The sequence below is a fragment of the Nonlabens sp. genome, from assembly GCF_018401815.1.
Lineage (GTDB): Bacteria > Bacteroidota > Bacteroidia > Flavobacteriales > Flavobacteriaceae > Nonlabens.
This window is the reverse complement of the sequence record NZ_JAGYKG010000004.1, coordinates 253963-273717: the sequence shown is the minus strand read 5'-3', so window position 1 is coordinate 273717 and position 19755 is coordinate 253963. Positions and strand designations below refer to the sequence as shown.

16 protein-coding genes are annotated in these 19755 nt (G+C 37.0%); 7 read left to right on the top strand and 9 right to left on the bottom strand.

What is annotated here, in order from left to right; all coding sequences use genetic code 11:
• Nucleotides 1-495: 495 nt before the first annotated feature.
• A complete protein-coding gene (locus KG732_RS09635) occupies nt 496-3531 on the top strand; it encodes a T9SS type A sorting domain-containing protein (protein ID WP_213522985.1) in 3036 nt (1011 codons plus the stop codon).
• Nucleotides 3532-3545: 14 nt separating this feature from the next.
• Nucleotides 3546-3767, top strand: a complete 222-nt coding sequence (locus KG732_RS09630; RefSeq protein WP_213522983.1) for a hypothetical protein — start codon at nt 3546-3548, stop codon at nt 3765-3767.
• A 648-nt stretch (nt 3768-4415) separates the two neighbouring features.
• Here the strand turns inward: KG732_RS09630 and KG732_RS09625 are convergent.
• The 4 genes from KG732_RS09625 to KG732_RS09610 form a co-directional block, all read right to left on the bottom strand.
• On the bottom strand, nt 4416-5384 hold the full coding sequence (locus KG732_RS09625; protein WP_213522981.1) for a phosphoribosylaminoimidazolesuccinocarboxamide synthase: 969 nt from the start codon (nt 5382-5384) through the stop codon (nt 4416-4418).
• 226 nt (nt 5385-5610) lie between these two features.
• Nucleotides 5611-8325 carry a TonB-dependent receptor gene (locus tag KG732_RS09620; protein WP_213522979.1) on the bottom strand — a complete coding sequence of 905 codons (2715 nt, stop codon included), beginning with the start codon at nt 8323-8325 and terminating at the stop codon, nt 5611-5613.
• Between the two features lie 45 nt (nt 8326-8370).
• Entirely contained in the window at nt 8371-9225 is an 855-nt protein-coding gene (locus KG732_RS09615; protein ID WP_213522977.1) for a GLPGLI family protein, read from the bottom strand.
• A 304-nt stretch (nt 9226-9529) separates the two neighbouring features.
• The gene (locus tag KG732_RS09610) at nt 9530-10480 is read right to left on the bottom strand and encodes a PhoH family protein (protein WP_213522975.1); all 951 of its coding nucleotides are present in this window, start codon (nt 10478-10480) and stop codon (nt 9530-9532) included.
• Nucleotides 10481-10631: 151 nt separating this feature from the next.
• Here KG732_RS09610 and KG732_RS09605 point away from each other — a divergent pair, with 151 nt between their 5' ends.
• From KG732_RS09605 to gldG, 4 genes are read left to right on the top strand one after another with little or no spacing between them, the layout of a single operon-like run.
• Entirely contained in the window at nt 10632-11468 is an 837-nt protein-coding gene (locus KG732_RS09605) for an SAM-dependent chlorinase/fluorinase (RefSeq protein ID WP_213522973.1), read from the top strand.
• A complete protein-coding gene (locus KG732_RS09600; protein ID WP_213522971.1) occupies nt 11465-11761 on the top strand; it encodes a putative quinol monooxygenase in 297 nt (98 codons plus the stop codon). Before KG732_RS09605 ends, KG732_RS09600 begins: the two co-directional genes overlap by 4 nt.
• Nucleotides 11758-12486 carry a gliding motility-associated ABC transporter permease subunit GldF gene (gldF, locus tag KG732_RS09595; protein ID WP_213522969.1) on the top strand — a complete coding sequence of 243 codons (729 nt, stop codon included), beginning with the start codon at nt 11758-11760 and terminating at the stop codon, nt 12484-12486. The genes KG732_RS09600 and gldF overlap by 4 nt, the downstream gene beginning before the upstream one ends.
• A gap of 2 nt (nt 12487-12488) precedes the next feature.
• Entirely contained in the window at nt 12489-14186 is a 1698-nt protein-coding gene (gldG, locus tag KG732_RS09590) for a gliding motility-associated ABC transporter substrate-binding protein GldG (RefSeq protein WP_213522967.1), read from the top strand.
• A 148-nt stretch (nt 14187-14334) separates the two neighbouring features.
• Here the strand turns inward: gldG and ychF are convergent, their stop codons facing one another.
• The 5 genes from ychF to KG732_RS09565 all read right to left on the bottom strand — a co-directional run bounded on the left by ychF (nt 14335) and on the right by KG732_RS09565 (nt 17850).
• A complete protein-coding gene (gene ychF / locus KG732_RS09585) occupies nt 14335-15429 on the bottom strand; it encodes a redox-regulated ATPase YchF (protein WP_213522964.1) in 1095 nt (364 codons plus the stop codon).
• Between the two features lie 193 nt (nt 15430-15622).
• A complete protein-coding gene (locus KG732_RS09580) occupies nt 15623-16267 on the bottom strand; it encodes a DUF4252 domain-containing protein (protein WP_213522955.1) in 645 nt (214 codons plus the stop codon).
• A gap of 49 nt (nt 16268-16316) precedes the next feature.
• Nucleotides 16317-16847: a DUF4252 domain-containing protein gene (locus tag KG732_RS09575; RefSeq protein WP_213522953.1), complete on the bottom strand. Its 531-nt coding sequence runs from the start codon at nt 16845-16847 to the stop codon at nt 16317-16319.
• A gap of 32 nt (nt 16848-16879) precedes the next feature.
• Nucleotides 16880-17344 (bottom strand): hypothetical protein, encoded by a 465-nt coding sequence (locus KG732_RS09570; RefSeq protein WP_213522951.1) that lies wholly within the window; start codon nt 17342-17344, stop codon nt 16880-16882.
• Nucleotides 17341-17850: a sigma-70 family RNA polymerase sigma factor gene (locus KG732_RS09565; RefSeq protein WP_213522949.1), complete on the bottom strand. Its 510-nt coding sequence runs from the start codon at nt 17848-17850 to the stop codon at nt 17341-17343. Before KG732_RS09565 ends, KG732_RS09570 begins: the two co-directional genes overlap by 4 nt.
• A gap of 275 nt (nt 17851-18125) precedes the next feature.
• Here KG732_RS09565 and KG732_RS09560 point away from each other — a divergent pair, with 275 nt between their 5' ends.
• Entirely contained in the window at nt 18126-19559 is a 1434-nt protein-coding gene (locus KG732_RS09560) for a S41 family peptidase (RefSeq protein ID WP_213522946.1), read from the top strand.
• Nucleotides 19560-19755: the final 196 nt, after the last annotated feature.

Genomic DNA, 19755 nt, shown 5'->3' with positions numbered 1-19755 from the left:
AGAATAAAACAACCCAATCACGGAAGCTTGGAACGCACATGTAAAAGATATATTTCTGATAATTCATTTTTTAGGAGTGTTAGATGCACCCTAATGTAATTTAAGTCTTCTTTAATTTTAACTTTTTAAAAATTGGTATAAACTTATCAATACTGGTATACTTATTAAAAAAATTATAAAATGAAGAGATAATTGTATATTATTTTTTCGTTTTTTACTTGCAGAAAACAATGAAATTCAAACCTAAAATGGTGAAATAGGGATTAAATAGTGGTACATATTTAAAAAATAGTTGTAAATTTTTACAAATTTTAAGATCAAACTTTTTAAGAAGTTACATTCTTGTAGTTTTACCAAATGTTTGGAGTCCGATTGTGGTTTCTTGTTTTTCTTGAACTTGATTCTTGTTTCACTAACTGCGATGTTTTTATGAATAAGATCCTCTACATAAAGATGTTTTAAGATAATTCACCTTACCCTCAAAAATTTACTGAAATGAAAATAGTTACTTTAAAAAAGAACATTATTTTAGTGTTGATTTTATCCTTATTCTATCTTAACGGACATTCTCAAACCGCTACAGCCCCTAGTGGTTCGGGTACGAGCGCCGATCCTTATTTAATAAGTTCGTTAGAAAATTTGTATTGGGTTTCTACCAGTTTAATAAATAATGCTACTTTTTCTGATGGTAAATTTTTTTTACAAACCAATAATATTGATGCTTCTGCTACCTCAAGTTGGACGAATAAGTGGATCCCTATTGGAGGTAGAACTTCAGTTCAACCAAGTGATTCTTCTGATAACGAAAATCGTCCGTTTAACGGAACATACAATGGAGCCGGCTATACAATTAATGGCGTAACTTATAATAATGCGTTCTCGGGTAACAGTTTAAATGGTTTTTTTGGAAGTGTTGAGGGGTCTATTCTAAATCTTAGATTGACAAATCTTTCTATCACTACAAATTCTCAAAAAACAGGTGGTTTAGTTGCGTTCCTTAGAAATGGTAAAATTTATAATTGTAGCACCTCAGGAACCATTGCATCTACAAGTGTGGCGGCTGGTGGTTTAGTCGGTCAAAATTTGAATGGGGTGATTTTTAATTCGTATTCTACTTGTGCGGTGTCCGCTTCAAGCGTAGCAGGAGGCTTGTTAGGTTTAAATCAAGAAGCTGTTTATGATTGTTATTCGCGGGGTAGTGTTACAACCTCTAGTGATAATGCACATATTGGAGGTCTTATTGCAGAGTTTAGCACTAATCCTCTTTTCAGGTCTTATGCAAACACTTCTATTACTATGGCGGGCAGTAGCACGACAACCTATAACGGCGGTTTAATTGGCAGGCTCAGGACTAATATGTCAACTACTTCTGGCAGTGAAAATTACTGGAATACAGATGTATATACCATTGGTAGAGGTACAGCGAACACTAATTCTTTTTTTGGTTCTGGACTGACTTCAAATGAATTAAAAGATGCTTCCAATTTTGGTGCTAATTGGGATTTTGTCAATACCTGGGGTTTTGGATCCGATGGTTATCCTATACTCAACAATAATCCCAATACGTGGTTAGGAATAGATACCAATTGGAGTAATACTTCGAATTGGAGTTTAGGAGTTGTTCCAAGTTCTAATACTTTTGCCTCACCTAATAACAACACTGCATTCTTAGCCAAGGACATGGTTTATATACCCGATGGTTTAACTAATTATCCTATTTTGACGGGAAATGTTACTGCCTATTCCATACATATTAAGAATGGAGCTTCTATAGATCTCAACGGTTTTTCAATCAATAGTTCCTTTAAATTTGAACAAAGCGGTTCAAATACCTCTACTTGGACCGGATCTACTAATACGTTGTGGAATGTTTCAACCAACTGGGATCCACAACTTATTCCGCAACAGACAAATGATATAATAATTACTAATACCACTAATCAGCCTGCGATCAGTAATTCTGTTGAAGTAGTAAATTTGACCATCCAAACAGGTGCTTCACTGACAATTCAATCGACTCAAACTCTGAAAGTCAACGGTAACATCAACAATAACGGCCAAATCATTTTTAAAAGTGATGCTACTGGAAGTGGTATGTTTGATCAATTTACAGGGACAATTTCTGGAAATGGCACCGTTCAAGTGGAACGTTTTATACCAGCCCAACGTGCTTTCCGTTTCTTAAGTCCTTCGGTAACTACTACTACTTCTATCAGAGACAACTGGCAAGAAAATGGAGGTACGGCTGCTGGTTTAGGAACGCATATCACTGGTACAGGTGGCAGTGCTAACGGATTTGATGTTACAGGGACTAATAACCCGTCGATGTTTACTTTTAGCAATGGCTCTTGGGTACCTGTAACAAGTACACTAGGTGTTTTGACCGCAGGAACACCTTATCGCTTGATGGTACGAGGGGATAGAACAACCGATTTAACTTCCAACACCCCCACACCGTCTCTCACTACATTACGAGCTACGGGTGCTTTGCACACTGGTGATTTTACACCTAGCTTAAATCAAACAGCAGAGGGCTTTAGTTTTATAGGAAACCCATATCAAGCGCCAATAAACATCAAAACCGCCCTTGATGCTGCTTCTTCCAGTATGAATACTGGTCAATTGTTCTACTGGGATCCAACGTTGAACACTAGAGGCAGTTATGTGACAAGAACACTATCAGAAGGAACAGCTTCTAATAATGTCTCTTCAAGCTTTACAGAAGTTTTACAACCAGGACAGGCCGTTTTTGTTAAAAAAGACAACACTTCAACTGCTCCCTCTCTGACTATCTCAGAAACACACAAAGTGGTATCACAAGGTGCTGCTGGCGCTTTTAGAAATGCTGTACAGAATAATTCAGTCGGCCTGATTAGAGCAAACCTCCAAGCCAATTGGAACAATCAATGGCAAACTACAGATGCTGCATTGGCTGTTTTTAACGATACGTACAGCTGGAATGTCACAGAAGAGGATGCAGTGAAAATAGGAAATCTAGATGAAGAAGTTAGTTTTGTTAAAGCTAATACGGCTCTGGCAATTACTCAACAAAGTAGTGCAGCATTAACAGATGAATTACCTATTCGATTGAATCAATTGCGACATACCAATTACCGTTGGTACTTTGATCTAACTCATTATAATGGACACGATCCGTATTTAGTAGATGTAGAGAGTAATACCATTACTGCTATTGATGACGCAACAGTAATTCCGTTTACAGTTGGTGCAGATGCAACGAACCGATTTAAAATTGTATTCCAAAATACCACACTATCAACGCCAGATGTTGAAAACCCTATAGTAGTATATCCCAACCCATCAACAGGAGGTGAACTATATATAAAAGGGGTAACAGGGGATGTAAGTGTAGCGATACACAACCTACTAGGACAAAACATTCCTGCGACACTTAATTCTAGAAATGGCTTAGTAGAAGTGACAACCAATACTACGTTATCTAAAGGGGTTTATTTAGTATCTGTAACTTCAGAAGGAATTACCCAACAAGTAAAATGGATGGTAAAATAAAACACAAAAACACCATGAAAAGAACACACAAATTAAAATTAAAAATTAGTCTTGTAATTTTAAGTGTATACACCGCAATAGCACAAGGACAACCAAGTTTTACCAATGATGTAGAAGATGTTCCAGCAGCTCCAATAGATGATTGGGTGATGCCTGTAATGGGAATAGCCATACTATTGATCGTGAGTTACTTTAGAAAAAAAACACGCTTAGAACGCAAAACAGCTCAGGCATAAAACCAACTACCTTAAAAGTTGATCAGAGGTGAAAGGAGTTCTAAACTCCCCCTCCTAGCCCCTTTATATCAAAGGACAGGTTCTTTACTCCCTACAGGTAAAAGCAACAGTTTCTCTTCTAGAGAAGGTAGCTGTTGCTTCCTGTTTTACTTTAAGGGTGCACAAACAGTTTGTTAGAACTCTTTTAGGGGTGCTTGGAAGTTGGTTACTACTGCACTACATACCACCAATGAAATTGCTTTTGGAGATGAATCCTCCTGTCTTGTAAGAGGGAGTACCTACCTATCTTAAACTCGTAATGGGTTGGTGGTATTTTGCTTCTTAACGGCTCTATATAACTAAGTAACCTAAAATACTTAGGACAATTCCCAGGTATTTTAACTTATTTCTTGTGCTTTGGAGCTGGGGTTGATAACTTATTAGTTTGTTGAATTCCATAAAAACTACTAGGTGAGTTCTCTAGATCAAAATTTTAAAAAAAATATAATCTTTTAAAAAATTCAGCATAATTGTTGCACCTATTTATTGAACTAAACGGGTTTTCAGTTAAGATAAAAGAGCTGCCAGAATGCATTAAAGTTCAACATTGATCCAGTAGAAGTGAGCTCAGAATGCCGTTTCATTAGTGTTAAGCAATACATTTAACAACTAAGAGCTCTTTTCTAACCAAGCCAGTACGTTGGTCTCTATACGCGACAGGATATCTGAAGTTGTTGCTTTTTCAAAAGGCTTACCTGTAATATTTTCGTAAAGTTCCATATAACGATCGCTTACCGATGCTATGTATTCATCAGTCATTTCAGGTACTTGTTGTCCTTCAAGCCCTTGAAAATCGTTGGCGATTAACCATTGGCGCACGAACTCCTTACTCAATTGTTTTTGAGTTTCTCCTTTATCTTGACGTACCTGATAACCTTCTGAATAGAAATACCTAGAAGAATCTGGAGTGTGAATTTCGTCTATAAGGACAATTTTTCCATCTTTTGTTTTACCAAATTCATATTTGGTATCCACGAGAATCAGTCCTCGTTTTGCAGCTAGTTCGGTACCTCGTTGAAACAAAGCCTTGGTGTATTGTTCTAGAAGTTCATAATCTGCCGAAGAAACAATACCTTTTGCAAGAATAGCCTCTTTAGAAATATCTTCATCATGGTCACCCATTTCAGCTTTGGTCGCTGGGGTAATGATGGGATTTGGAAAGGCATCATTTTCCTTCATTCCTTCTGGCATAGCAACTCCACAAAGCATTCTCTTACCAGTTTTGTATTCTCTTGCTGCGTGACCAGACAAATAGCCACGAATGACCATTTCTACTTTAAACGGCTCACAAAGGTGGCCTATGGCAACATTAGGATCTGGTGTAGCAATCAACCAATTAGGAACAAGATCTTGGGTAGCTGCCATCATTTGCGTGGCAATTTGATTTAGGATTTGCCCTTTATACGGAATCCCTTTAGGCATCACTACGTCAAAAGCACTTAGCCTATCACTGGCAATCATGACTAACAAATCGTTGTTGATGTTGTAAACTTCTCTTACTTTTCCTTTGTAAAGGCTCTTTTGACCTGGAAAATTAAAATTAGTATCAGTAATCGTTGCTGGAAGTGGTGTTGCCATTTTAATAATTTATTCTTAAAACAAATTTCTGCAATTTCGTTGAATATGTAGAAGGTATTCCTTTTTTTTTATTGAAGTTATCTACTAGATATGAGCAAAGACGCTGAAAGCTCTTTAAGGTTTAAATACACAGGGTTAATAAGAAGCTTAACAGCGCTACTGCAACCCCAACCGAAACTAAATTTAAGCTCTCGCCAAAAACAGTCCACGCGACCATAATAAAAGCTTATAAACTGTATACCACCCTAAAAGTGATAAAACGTGGCTGTATAAAGGTTTCAGAAGTAAATGCAGCTATGTTATTAACTCTGTTAGTTACCTGGGATGAAATATTCAAAAGGTTGGTCGCGTTAATTTCATATTCAAATTTTGCCTCTCGATCTTTTCTATAAGAAAGTTTTGCATCCCAATTTTGGAAGGATTGTGATTGTCCATTTCCTATATTTTGATTGGTATAAGAATAGTTGGTTCTAAAGGTAACAGACTTCCAGATATAAGCATCTACATCTACAGAAGGGGATGTGGTAATAAACTGCGTTTTACGACCACCTTGATTGTTATCATTAATACTGTAACGGTAACTTAGCGTTACATTAGGAGCTACTTTAAAATTCGTACGGATACTAGGCGTATAAGATTGTGTATACGCTTCATTAACAGAACGCACTTCCTGTATCAACTGGTTGAACTTACTGTAATTAAGACCCGCATTAAAACTCGCTCGAATCTTACCAAAAGTACGTTGCACACGTCCAAATACGTTGGCGTTTTCATCTGCAAACGCAGAGTTTAGAAATGTATTGGTTCTAATAACGCTTTCAAAATCAGTGGAACTTCTTATCTGATCTATATTATTAGAATAAGAAGCTCGTGCAAATACATTGGTATAATTGAACAGGTTAAAACTGCTATAGATCAAATTGACATTATGTGACAAGGCATTTAGTAAGTCTGGTGTCCCCGATTGTATGCTGTTAAAGCTATTTAAAACAAGACCTTGTGCAAGTCTCGTTACATCTGTAAATTGATTGCGGATGTCATACCTCATGGTAAGGGATTCACTTTTTTTGAATTGAATACGTGTTTCAAAATCTGGTAGTAACCTTAAGAAGTTATCTTTAAAAGTTTCACCAAATTGAGTGTTCTTATTGCCATAGGCGTGTAAAGAGAATCCAGGCGTAATGGTAAACTTACCTGTTTTCACTCGGTAATGAGCACCTAAATAAACATCTGTAAAATTGTACTGTGTATCGTTTACAGCAAGTCCGTTATTAATGGTAGGCGTTGGATTAAAAGTGGTTCCATCGTTTAAGAACTGAAAAAGATTGGAGTTAAATTCCTGACTGCTCAAAATGGTTCCTAAGGTAAAATTCAAGTTACTTCTAGGATTCAAAATATGAAAGTAATCTAATTTAGCATCCAGCTGATTGGATTTGATGCGCCTATTTTGCCCTATGTTATAGGTATCTAAACTAGAATTCAATCCTAAATTAGCTGCAGTAGCGTCGTACTCATCTGACCCATTTGGATCATTCTCTAACACCGCATTGTAAAATGGATCTTCGTTTTTAAGCAAGTGCTGTGCTTCTAAAGAGAAGATATTGTCTTCATCTAAGGTGTAATAATATTGAAGGCTTTGGTTGATAGTATAAGGAGTCACTTCTTCTAGTTGATTGGTATTACCTATTACAGAAGAAAACAAATTCTGACGTTGCTTATCGTTTGAAATACGTCCTAAAATATCATATTCTAATTGGTTGCTAAAATTAGGCTGATAAGAAGCGCTTAATTTGACCAATCCTTGATTAGAGCGTTCGTTATTATTTTGCTCTGTAAGTTCATCAGGGATATTTAAATCTTCATTAGTATATTGAACAAAACTGGTTTCTCTTGAAGCAATCTGACTGCTATTGAATATAACAAATCCACTTAAATCCAAAGCTGGGTTGACCGCATAACTAAAGTTTGCCGATGCCAATTGATTTTCAATTTCGACGGCATTATTCTGATTGGTTAAAAAGTTAAGACTGTTATCTCCCAAATTAAGAGCTGTTCCACTACTCCTACTCGGTGCTCTAAAACCACCTCCAAAATTACGTATATCTCTTCTGGTTAATGCCAGCTCTCCCGTATTGTTTAAATCACCTATAAAGTTGATGCTATACTTAGGAGTATAGTAAAATAGCTTAGGTTGTAATAAATAGAGCTCCTTATCAGGGGAGCTGCCCCCACCCATGGTAACATCACCAAACCAGAAGTTTTCTTTCCCCTCTTTAAGCTTGATATTGAGTGCTACGTTATCTTGATTATTAGTTACCCCTCGTAGTTGACCTACCTCAGAGTAATTGCGCAGTACTTGTATTTTATCAACTGCTTTTGAAGGGATGTTTTTGGAAGCTAATTTGGTATCACCATCAAAGAAATCTTTACCGTTGACCATGAGTTTATTGACCACTTTCCCTTCGACTTCTATCTGCCCATCTTCATTAATTTCGACCCCCGGAAGGTTGGCAAGAATATCTTCTAGCTTCCTTTCTGACCCATTTTGGAAAGAATCAGCATTGTAGGTGACCGTATCTCCTTTTATAGTTACTGGCATTTCATAAATGAGTTCTATAGCGTCCAAGGAATTTTCAGGATATAAGGTATAGTCTTTTGTAATATCAGCTTCTTTCACATTTAGAGACTCTTCCAAAGTCTTCATCGCTATATAACTGATTTGTATTTTATAGGTGATGTTCTTTTTTAAAGATAAAGAATACTTACCGAAGTCATTGGTAACCCCGTAGGCTTCTAATGCCTTGGTTTCTTGATTAAAGGCAACAACACTGGCGAGTTCTAATGGCTGTTTTAAACTGTCTTTAACAACTCCTTGCAATTTAATTTGCGCAAAAGAACAATTTGCTGCTATTAAAAACAGTAAAAAACATAGTTTCTTCATAATTAGAATTCTTGAAATGGAACTAAAAAGTTATTGTATGTGTTCTTAACCTCTTCTTCTTCCTCTGTTAGTTCTCATTTCCATCATTTTACCTACAATGGTCTCCTTATAGGAAGCTTTAGTAATTTCTTTACCTTTTGCAGGAGCTTCTATTTCTACCTTTTCTTTGGGGTTGATCACTATTTTTGTACATAATATAGTGGTATCTCCCGCACTTACTTCTAAGATAAGTCCTGGAAGTCCCCAGTATTCCGCAGGCCCGTGACCGACTGGTATTTGCAGCGTATACCATGCTTCTACTTGTGTGGATGGCACTTCTTCTATTTCAATTGTTTCTGTAGTCGCTGTATCGCCTTCGGTAGCTGCAGGCTTTTCTTCATCGTTGTTTCTTATTTCGCTCCATGAGAAGGAGTACCATGTCAACTCTGAATTAGGAATAGTCGCAGTAGCTTTAAAACACATGTACTTCCCTATTTGTTTGGTTTCAGAACCCATTTTCCAATCTATAGCCGCAAGCTTGTCTTTTACTAGAAATTGCTTCCCGTAAAACTCTTGACTTTGTATAAGTTCATTTTTCTTAACATTCTTGTATTGTTCTCCTGCAGCAAAGTTATTTCCCCAGGAATCCGTCGCTCCTGATATAGCGTCCAACTTTTCTTTTTCGTCAAAAACAGATTCTTCTTTATTAAAGTTTAAGACATAAGTCTTTTCAAGTCTGTTCTTTAAACGTGCTTGCATTTGTTTCTTTTGTTCTTCACTCATCCTTGCACCCCAAGTTCCTAAATCCATTCTGGTTTTTGAAATATAAACCGCTTGACCTTGAAACTCTTGTAATTCAAGTTGAGATGGTAAAATAAATAAAGAAGCAGCGACGCTAACTAAAAAAATAATGGCCTTCATAATTTAAATTTTAATACACTACTCAACGAAAATATACAAACACCTAACAGGAGTACTCTATTTCTCAAAACATTAACACGCCTATTGCACTAGTTAGGATAAAAAACACCGGTTTAACATGAGGTGTGAGTTGTTGTTAATGGAACAAGATATAAGGTACTCATTAGAAGCTTGAGTAACAAGGTGTTTTTTATAATGATTCCGCTTTCGCGAAAGCGGACTTTTTTAATAAAAAGGCTTAAAGCTACTCCTATGGAGACTACTTAATGAATAGATGAGTCCAAACCAAATGAAACATGTCCAATTAATTTCTATTTTCAATGTCTTTATACGCCTCAATAACTTTTTTCACTAATCTATGGCGCACCACATCGCTATCATCTAAATACATCATACCCACTCCGTCGACATTTTTAAGAATTAAAAGGGCTTCTTTAAGTCCAGAGGTTACTCGACGGGGTAAATCAATTTGCCCTGGATCTCCTGTGATAAAAAACTTAGCATCTTTTCCCATACGAGTCAAGAACATTTTCATTTGTGCATGAGTGGTATTTTGAGATTCATCTAAAATCACATATGCATGATCTAAAGTTCTTCCACGCATAAAAGCAAGAGGTGCAATTTGAATGATTCCTTTTTCGATGTAATTGGAAAGACGTTCGGCAGGGATCATATCTCGCAATGCATCATATATAGGCTGCATGTAGGGATCCAACTTTTCTTTAAGATCTCCTGGAAGAAAACCTAGATTTTCACCAGCTTCTACTGCGGGACGTGTAATAATAATGCGCTTGACACGCTTTTCTTTAAGAGCTTTTACCGCAAGGGCAACCCCTATAAAGGTTTTTCCCGTTCCTGCAGGTCCTACCGCAAAAACCATATCATTTTTTTTAGTAAGTGCTACTAATTTACGCTGATTAGGGGTTTTAGGACGAATGAGCATTCCAGAATTGCCATGAACTAAAACATCGTCATGACCTGTGCCCATATCTTCATGGCTTTTGTCACTGGTTAATAAACGTTCCATGACATTCTCATCCATCTTGTTGTACCTACCAAAGTGGGTCAACATCATTTGTATGCGTTTATCAAATTCTCCTAATTGCTCTTCATCTCCAAAAACTTTCATGGTGCTGCCACGAGCGACAATTTTTAATTTTGGAAAATGCGCTTTTAAAAAAGCGAGGTTTTTGTTTTTTACACCAAAAAATTCTATTGGATTGGATTCGGATAGGTCAATGATAAGTTCGTTCAAAAGCGGTGAATTAAGTAAGTAATTAAATGTTTAATTTTATAGATTTGTGTTTCAATTTAATGACAGTTTGAAAATAGGGAAAAATGATTAGTTCATAGAACTCCTAAAGGATAATTTAACGACCAATTAATTAACAATTTTAAAATCCTTTATGCCTATTATAACCCTTACAACTGATTTTGGCTGGAAAGATCCTTACGTTGGAGCGGTAAAAGGTGCTATTTATAAAGAATTAGAAAATGTAAACATCGTTGATATCTCACACGAAGTGACTCCTTTCAACATTGCCGAGGCTGCTTACATTATCAAAAATGCGTACCACTCCTTTCCAGACGGTACCATACATATCATTGGGGTAGATGCAGAGCATACTCCTGAGAATATTCATATTGCCGTGTTGTTACAAGGCCATTTTTTTATTTGTGCCGATAATGGGGTGCTGGCTTTAATCATGAATAAATTACGACCAGAAAAGCTGGTAGAAATCAACATACACGACAGAATTTCTTCCAACTTTACCACTTTAGATGTTTTTGTAAGTACCGCGTGTCACATAGCTCGTGGAGGAACCCTAGAAGTAATAGGCAAACCTATCTCCCGTATCAGAGCCATATCAGGAGTTACCCCTAAAATCTCTGAAACTAAAAACATGATCTACGGACAAGTTATTTATATCGATAATTATGGGAATTCTGTCACTAATATAAATGAAGATATTTTTGAGCAAATAGGCAAAGGACGTAAATTTGAGCTCTCTGCCCGCAATGAACGATTTCAAAAGATTTTTAAACGCTACAGCGATATTATTAATTTTGATGAAGATGAAAAAAAGCGGGATGTAGATGGAAAAGGCTTGGTTATTTTTAACAGTGCCGGTTATATAGAAATCGCTACTTATAAATCAAATCCACTAACAGTAGGAAGTGCCAGCACTTTATTTGGATTACAAATTAATGCACCAGTAATTATTACATTTAAAGAATCATGATTGTACGAATTGTAAACATGCATTTTAAAGAAACTGCTGTAGGTAAGTTTCAACACATGTTTGATGCCTATAAGGAACAAATCAGGAATCAGCCTGGTTGCAGTTTTTTAGAATTATATCAAGACAAGGACGACGAACAGCGTTTTTACACTTATAGTTATTGGGAAAATGAAGAAGCTTTAAATACGTACCGAAAAAGTGCGTTGTTTGAAGAAGTATGGCCACAAACCAAAGCCCTCTTTGATCAGAAACCACAAGCCAATTCTGTAATAAAAATTCATAGCCTTTTATGAAAGCCATTTTCCTCAAAGAACTCCATGGATTTTTTGCTGGTCTAACCGGCTACCTAGTCATAGGCATTTTTCTTTTGATCAGTAGTTTATTTGTTTTTGTATTCAAAGGCGAGTACAATATCCTAGATTACGGTTTTGCAGACCTTGCACCTTTCTTTCTTCTCATTCCCTGGCTTTTTATGTTCTTAATTCCAGCGGTAACTATGCGCAGCTTTACCATAGAACGCAATTTGGGAACTTTAGAAATGTTAGTCACCAGACCTATTTCCATTAGAAAATTAGTAGCTGGTAAATATTTAGCCGCTTTAGTGTTGATCGTCATTGCTTTGATCCCTACGTTGGTGTATGTGTGGAGTCTAGGGCGATTAGGGGAGACTTCTTACAACCTTGATTACGGAAGTACTTTTGGCAGTTATCTAGGTGCTATCCTACTGGCGATGAGTTATACAGCAATAGGTATTTTTAGTTCTACAGTGACTTCTAATCAGGTGGTCGCTTTTTTATTGTCTGCGGTGTTGTGTTTTATTCTTTATTTTGGTTTTGAAGGACTTTCTAGCTATTTATCAGACAGTGATTTTCTGGCCTCCTTAGGCCTTAAATACCATTATGAAAGCATGGCCAGAGGCGTGATCGATACTCGTGATGTGACCTACTTTTTAAGCCTTGCTGTTTTGTTTTTCGCTTTAAGCGAAATTTCACTAAAATCCATCTCCTCAAAACGATAAGCATGAAAAGAACCTATACCAGCTTTATCGTGGTCGTTTTGGTTTTAATTGTGTTGAACCTGGTCTCTAGATCTGTTTACCAGCGGTTTGACCTTACCAAAGACAGCCGTTATACGGTTAGTGAAGAAACAGAAAAAATCCTGGAACAAGCCTACAAACCTATCATCATAGATGTATTTCTAGATGGGGAGTTGCCAGGCGAATTCCGTAAACTGAAGTTGGAAACAGGTCAGTTTCTAGAAGAACTAGCAGCAATACATCCCAATTTAAAATATGATTTTATCAATCCTATTGAGGATGCTTCACAACAAGAAACCGAACAGATTACCGCACAACTGGCCAAAAGTGGTGTAAAAGGTGCTATAGCTACTGTTCAAGAAGGAGGAAAAAGTACTAAGATTACTGTTTTTCCCTACGCACTGATTCTTTACGATGGAAGAACCACTGCGGTACCGCTTTTAAAAACAGTGGCTCGTGCGACTGCAGAGGAACGGGTAAATTCCAGTATCCAACAATTGGAATATCAATTTGCCGACGGCTTGCGTAAAGCCTCTCAAAAAAAGACTAAAACAGTAGCTTTCCTAAGGGATAGCGGCAGCTTGTCTGATTTAAAAATTGGTGATTTTATAAAGAGTATACAAGATTATTACCGCGCAGCGCCTTTTGGGATCGAATTTGTGAGGACTAGTGATACTATACAACCTCAACAAGTATTGGAGTCTTTGAATAAATTTGATTTAGTGGTCGATCCAAAACCCACAGAAGCCTATAGCGAGACAAAAAAATACCTGCTCGATCAATACCTCATGCAAGGGGGGAAATTACTTCTCGCAGTAGACCCTATCATTATGGAAAACGACAGTCTTTCTAATCAAGAAGCAAAAGCATATCCATTACCGAGAAAAATGAATCTAGACGACATGCTATTTAAGTATGGCTTGCGCTTAAAAAACGGATTAGTAAAAGATGTACAACATGCCCCTATTGCTCTTGCCACGGGTCAAGGTCGCAATACTCAATATGAAGCCTATGGCTGGCCCTACTACCCTATTTCTAAGTCTTCCTTAGACACCAGTGCAACAGCTCAATTCATTACTAAAAATCTAGAAGGTGTCAAGTTTGAATATACTGGATCTATAGACACTTTAAAAAATGGGATTAAAAAAACTATTTTATTAAGTACTTCTTCTAAAACACAAGTAATGACCTTACCCTCCTTGGTTTCCTTAGCAGAGATCGGTCAAGAAATCAATCCAGAAACTTATAACAGCTCCCATTTACCGCTAGCCGTGCTAGCCGAAGGTTCTTTTACCAGTGCATATAAAAACCGGGTGAAACCAGTCAACTTGAAAGGAAACATAGATCATGGAAAAAGTGCGGCTATAGTGCTCATAGCAGATGGGGATATTCTTAAAAACCAAGTAGACCGCGGACAAGTTCAAGAACTGGGCTACGATATGAGAACTGGACAGTTATACGGTAACAAAGAGTTCTTAATGAATACCGTTAACTACTTGCTAGACGATACGGGACTCATCAAGCTGCGCAACAAAGACATTAAAGTTCCGTTCTTAGACACTAAAAAAATAATTGACCAAAAATTAAAATGGCAATTGATCAATGTGGTCCTTCCGCTGCTGTTGGTCGCTGGTTTTGGTTTTGTATTTATATGGTTGAGAAAAAGGAAGTACCAAAGTTGAAATGATCAAACTTTCCGGAAATAAAATAAAAAAGCTCCTTTTTCATTTTGAAAAAGGAGCTTTTTTATAATATCAAGCGAGCAAAGCGAGCGAGCCAAAAACCTCATCCCACATTCCTCACGCCCTATAAAACGCATTCAATGCACTACTACACATTAAACAAGAAATGCATCACGTCACCATCTTGCACAATATATTCTTTACCCTCTACCTTGAGTTTCCCTGCTTCTTTTACTTTTGCTTCAGAACCAAATTCTACATAGGTATCGTATTTAATCACCTCTGCACGTATAAATCCTTTTTCAAAGTCGGTATGTATCACTCCAGCAGCTTGTGGTGCTGTAGAACCAATATTAATGGTCCAAGCTCTTACTTCTTTTACACCAGCTGTAAAATAGGTTTGCTGATTGAGTAAACGGTAAGCACTGCGTATCAATTTTGCACTACCAGGCTCTTCTAGTCCCATGTCTGCAAGAAATTCTTTACGCTCTTCATAGTCTTCTAATTCGGTAATGTCGGCTTCTGTTCCTACAGCAAGTACAAGAACCTCAGCGTTTTCACCTTGTACAGCTTCTCTAACAAGGTCTACATACTTATTTCCAGAAACGGCAGACTCATCATCTACGTTACATAAATACATTACTGGCTTATCTGTGATAAATTGTAATGGCTTTACAAACTCTGCTCTTACTTCATCGCTTAATTCTACTGCACGTACAGAAATACCAGCCTCTAAAGCAGCTTTAATTTTTACTAAAGCTTCTTCTTCCTTAATCGCTTCTTTATTACCAGTTCTGGCCGCTCTTTTTACTTTTTCTAGTTTTTTATCTACGGTTTCCAGATCTTTTAATTGCAATTCTATATCGATAGTTTCCTTATCACGTATAGGGTCTACGTGACCATCTACATGGACAATATTATCATTATCAAAACAACGCAACACGTGAATGATGGCATCTGTTTCACGTATGTTTCCCAGAAATTGATTACCCAGTCCTTCTCCTTTACTCGCTCCTTTTACAAGACCTGCAATATCTACGATCTCTACCGTTGCTGGCATCACACGCTCTGGATTTACCAGTTCTTCTAATTTCTTAAGACGTGCATCTGGCACGTTGACTACTCCTACATTGGGTTCTATGGTACAAAACGGAAAGTTGGCACTTTGCGCTTTGGCATTGGATAAACAGTTAAAAAGAGTTGATTTACCTACATTAGGTAGTCCTACGATTCCAGCTTTCATGTGTAAAATTATTTGTTATTATTCCTCTTTATTTTTGTCAAAAAAAAATACAAGTTGTAACTGAACTTGGCTTCCTGCGAAAGCGTGCAAATATAAGGTTTACCTAAGCATATTATAAAATTTATGAGTCCATAGCGCATAAAAAAATCTGTATCTAGGGAGATACAGATGTTATAAAGTGTCAGGAAACTAATTATTCCTTAGTAACTGCCATAAATGAGGTGTCAATTCCTTTTGATTCCAACATCGCTTTCATTGCTTCTTCCTTTAGGTCTCCAGTACTATTTGTATCAATTCCCATAGTTCCTAGAATACTTGTTATACCTGCTGGATCAATATCTACCTTTTCCAGTTCCTTCATCATTTTCATGATTCCAGAAAGATTCATGTCATTGCCTAAAATACGCGCAACACCCATTCCCATATCATCAGAAGTGCCAAAAACAATAACTTCGTCTATAGCGTCTTTGTCACCTTGATAAAGGAATTTTGCTCGTATTCCATCTTCATTGTGAACCATTAAAGTTTTATATTGATTACCCTTTAAAATATTATTGAGTTGAGTGCTTTCCTTTTTAAAGACAGCAGCATTCTCGGCTGTTTTAGGGTATACCAATACACTTACTTTACTGACCGATTTATAAGCCTTTTGTGCTTCTTTGGAAAATTTGCTATCGTCTATTCCAAAAATTGATTTAGGAATTGAGGTACTGATAAATCCCTCTTTTGCACCACTATCTACTATATAGCTTTGTAAGGTTGGATCGGAGTCACAAGAGGTAAGTGCTACAGTAGCAGCAAGTGTTAAAAGCACTATTTTTAAAATGATTTTATTCATAAGTAAGATTTTTTAAGGTGTTCAAAAGTTGAAGTTGTAGCCTACGCCACTACCCTTGAGTAGCTTTTTCAATCTGTTTTTGCCCAGGCACATTCATCATCTTAGTCAGTTTAGAGATTTGGCCAAGGTCAATAGTTCCAGTTATTTTCATCACTATAGCTTCTGGATTTGATGTATTCATAGTTTCATCAATGATCATTACTAGTGCTTGTATTTTCTTTGGCGTGTTGCCTTTCTTTATGTAAAAAGCAAAATCTTGGTCATCTTCTTTTACACTCATCAATTTTACCAAGCTGTTGCTCTTTACATAGGCGTTTGCAATACTGATCATCTTCTTTGCGCTATCTGCGTTAGAGGTCGAATAAAAACGAGCGTCTTTAAGACTGTCTAGCAGATCTTTACCTGCTTTCAAATTTTCATCTTGGATATCCATATCCATCTCTGCGAGGAGTTCAAAGGCGTCTTTGGTTACTACAGTTTCTTTAATGTTTTTTAGGGAACCCATCTTTTCAAATGCATCCTGAGCAAATAATGGGGTGGCCATTACTGCGAGTACTAGGGTAAGAATTAACTTTTTCATGTTGACTTTTATTTAAATTGTGATTGAGATTATTATTTAAGATTAAAAACAGCTGCTGTTTTATTATCCAAAGTTTGTAGTGGTTTCATATTACTACGACCTTTATTTAACTTGACACTTACCAGCTCTAGCATATCTAGGGCTGCTGCTCTAGCTTCTTCTGGAGTTTCATAAGTTCCTAAGTCTGGCTTTGTTTTGTATTGTTCTTGATAGTAGCCGGCTCCTACTGCGAGAAGTAGAGAGAAACCTGCTGCTATGGCGAGTGCTTTCCAGGTTCTTTTCTGGAACTGCTTATCTAGGGATTGTTTTTGTTTCACTTTCGCGAAAGCGTCAAAATCACCTTCTTCCAACCCCTGTTCTAACTCAAAAGTGTTGAACAGGATGCGGTATACCTCATGCTCTGTGGACACCTTCTCAGAGCTGAAATAGTCTCTAAGTTGTTGTTCTTCCAACAGAGTGGTCTCCCCGATCCAATATTTTTCTAATAAATCGTTCATGCGATTTCTATTTTATACTGTTCTTCTATTTTTTCCTTAAGCATTTTTCTTGCTCTGCTCAGCCCTACTCTTACCGCTGTAGCCTTCATATCCATTATATTTTCTATAGCTTCAAAATCATAACCTTGTATATCTCTAAGCTGAATAATCATTTTATAGTGTTCTGGCAGTTCATTAATCATGTTCTGTACGAGCGTTACGTTACCAAGTCTTTCTAACTCATCTTCTACATTTCGCTCTTCGCTATCATAGTTGCTATGCACTATTTTTAAATGACTTGCTTGTTTACTTTTCAATCGGTCTAAGGAATAATTTTTAACCATTTGCATGGCGTAGGCTTCCTTATTTCTAACCTCTTCCAGTTGGAAACGCTTTTCCCAAAGTCTTGCAATCACTTCTTGCACTGCATCTGCCGCTTCCTCATGAGAAGTGAGCAATCGCTTGGACAGAAAGTACATTTTTTGCTGTATTCCTTGGAAGGTAGTTAAAAATGTTTGGTGATTCATTTCCTTAATTCTGTTGTTATGACGAGTCTGCTTTTTAATTGTTACAAGAATATGTTTTTTTTATGATTCCGTTTTACTCCCTCTACGTCAAACACAACAAACAAAAGGACTATTGTTAAGGTTTTGGTTAACAGGATAGGAAATTTACTACTTTATAGTGGCCTTTTAATTCCATGAAGAATCCCTTGTGGCGCTCCTTGATTCGTAACCTAGCAGTATTTCAATTCTATTTTCTAATGCCTTTTCCCTATTTTTACTTCCAAATAAGTATGAAAATGAAGATATTATTTAAATATACCTTAGTTGGCCTAATTGCAGTTACTGCGCTTTCCAGCTGCTTTAAGGATAATGATGATGTATTTGCTGGTACAAGCGAAATCAACAACTTTATCTATAAAGGCATGAATGCTTTTTACCTATATAAAGCTGAAGTGGATGTGCTGGCAAACGATAGGTTTGCCAACCTCCAAGAGCTCGAAGGGTATCATTCCCAATTTGATTCTCCAGAAAGCTTTTTTGAATCCCTCGTATTTGATCGACCAAGAACAGATCGTTTCAGCGTTATTTTTGATGACTATGTAGCTTTAGAAAATATTTTAGCTGGAAACACCCTAAATAATGGGATGAAATTTGGTCTTGTAGGAGAAACTGGAAGTGCCGCTGATGTTTTTGGTTACGTGCGTTATGTACAACCCAATACCAGTGCCGAAAGAGAAAACGTAGAACGAGGTATGATCTTCAACTCGATCAATGGCATACGTTTATCTAGAGATAATTTTAATGCGCTTCTTGCTCAAAACACTTATACCATAGGTCTTGCAGACCTCAATGCTGGAGTGACCACATCTAACGGACTAGAGATCACACTTACTAAAGAAGTGGTGCAAGAAAATCCTATTCTTGTTACTGAAGTCTTCAACCAAGGAGCTCAGAAAATAGGTTATTTGATGTATACCGGCTTCTTGTCACAGTTTGATGAGCAGTTAAATGGCGTTTTTGCAGACTTTAGAGCCCAAGGAGTGACTCATTTGGTATTGGACTTGAGATACAATGGAGGTGGCTCTGTAACTACAGCTATTATTTTAGGGAGTTTAATTTCTGGAAATCCTATTACAGATGTATACTCAAGAGAAGAGTGGAATCCGGAGATACAGGGACAGTTACAAACAAATACTCCAGAACAATTAGTCAATTTCTTTAAAAACCAAACCAATTCCGGTTCGTCATTAAATACGCTAGATCTTAATCAGGTACATATCATCACTACAGGAAGTAGCGCCAGCGCCAGTGAATTAGTGATCAATTCGCTAGATCCTTATATCAATGTGGTGCAAGTAGGTGACGATACCGTAGGAAAATTTCAGGCAAGTATTACCTTGTACGACAGTCCGGACTTTAGAAGATCTGGAGCAAATCCTGCACACCGTTATGCGATGCAGCCACTAGTGCTTAAAAGTTTAAACTCTGTTGGAAATACCGACTATTTTGATGGGTTAGTTCCTGATATTGCTCAAAATGAAGATTTTGAGAACCTAGGTATTCTAGGAGATGTGAATGAACCTCTATTAGCGCGTTGCTTGGATGATATTTTATTGAATGGTCGTTCTTCTCGTTCTTCTTTACCTACAGTTTCTTATGATGAGATCATCGGGAGTAATGAATTAGAACCCTTTGGCAACCAGATGTGGAAAGAGTCCCGGCATCAATAATTCTTTACCAAATTACACCTCGAGCTCTTAGTAGGTATACAGTCATTGCTTTTAAACTGTTAAGAATGCATTGACTGTTGATCGCCTATTAATTGCATCTACCTATAAAACCTAATATTGAAGTTACTGTTCTTTACGTTTCTTATTATAAGAAGTGATTATAAAGAGAATCCAGGACTTATTTAAAGGGAATCAT

Excerpts from the sequence above, each read along its gene's own strand:
- KG732_RS09565 (WP_213522949.1), bottom strand. The coding sequence starts at position 17,850 with ATGAATCACCAAACATTTTTAACTACCTTCCAAGGAATACAGCAAAAA.
- ychF (WP_213522964.1), bottom strand. The coding sequence starts at position 15,429 with ATGAAAGCTGGAATCGTAGGACTACCTAATGTAGGTAAATCAACTCTT.
- KG732_RS09600 (WP_213522971.1), top strand. The coding sequence starts at position 11,465 with ATGATTGTACGAATTGTAAACATGCATTTTAAAGAAACTGCTGTAGGT.
- KG732_RS09625 (WP_213522981.1), bottom strand. The coding sequence starts at position 5,384 with ATGGCAACACCACTTCCAGCAACGATTACTGATACTAATTTTAATTTT.
- KG732_RS09575 (WP_213522953.1), bottom strand. The coding sequence starts at position 16,847 with ATGAAAAAGTTAATTCTTACCCTAGTACTCGCAGTAATGGCCACCCCA.
- gldF (WP_213522969.1), top strand. The coding sequence starts at position 11,758 with ATGAAAGCCATTTTCCTCAAAGAACTCCATGGATTTTTTGCTGGTCTA.
- KG732_RS09605 (WP_213522973.1), top strand. The coding sequence starts at position 10,632 with ATGCCTATTATAACCCTTACAACTGATTTTGGCTGGAAAGATCCTTAC.
- KG732_RS09635 (WP_213522985.1), top strand. The coding sequence starts at position 496 with ATGAAAATAGTTACTTTAAAAAAGAACATTATTTTAGTGTTGATTTTA.
- gldG (WP_213522967.1), top strand. The coding sequence starts at position 12,489 with ATGAAAAGAACCTATACCAGCTTTATCGTGGTCGTTTTGGTTTTAATT.
- KG732_RS09620 (WP_213522979.1), bottom strand. The coding sequence starts at position 8,325 with ATGAAGAAACTATGTTTTTTACTGTTTTTAATAGCAGCAAATTGTTCT.
- KG732_RS09615 (WP_213522977.1), bottom strand. The coding sequence starts at position 9,225 with ATGAAGGCCATTATTTTTTTAGTTAGCGTCGCTGCTTCTTTATTTATT.
- KG732_RS09580 (WP_213522955.1), bottom strand. The coding sequence starts at position 16,267 with ATGAATAAAATCATTTTAAAAATAGTGCTTTTAACACTTGCTGCTACT.
- KG732_RS09630 (WP_213522983.1), top strand. The coding sequence starts at position 3,546 with ATGAAAAGAACACACAAATTAAAATTAAAAATTAGTCTTGTAATTTTA.
- KG732_RS09560 (WP_213522946.1), top strand. The coding sequence starts at position 18,126 with ATGAAGATATTATTTAAATATACCTTAGTTGGCCTAATTGCAGTTACT.
- KG732_RS09570 (WP_213522951.1), bottom strand. The coding sequence starts at position 17,344 with ATGAACGATTTATTAGAAAAATATTGGATCGGGGAGACCACTCTGTTG.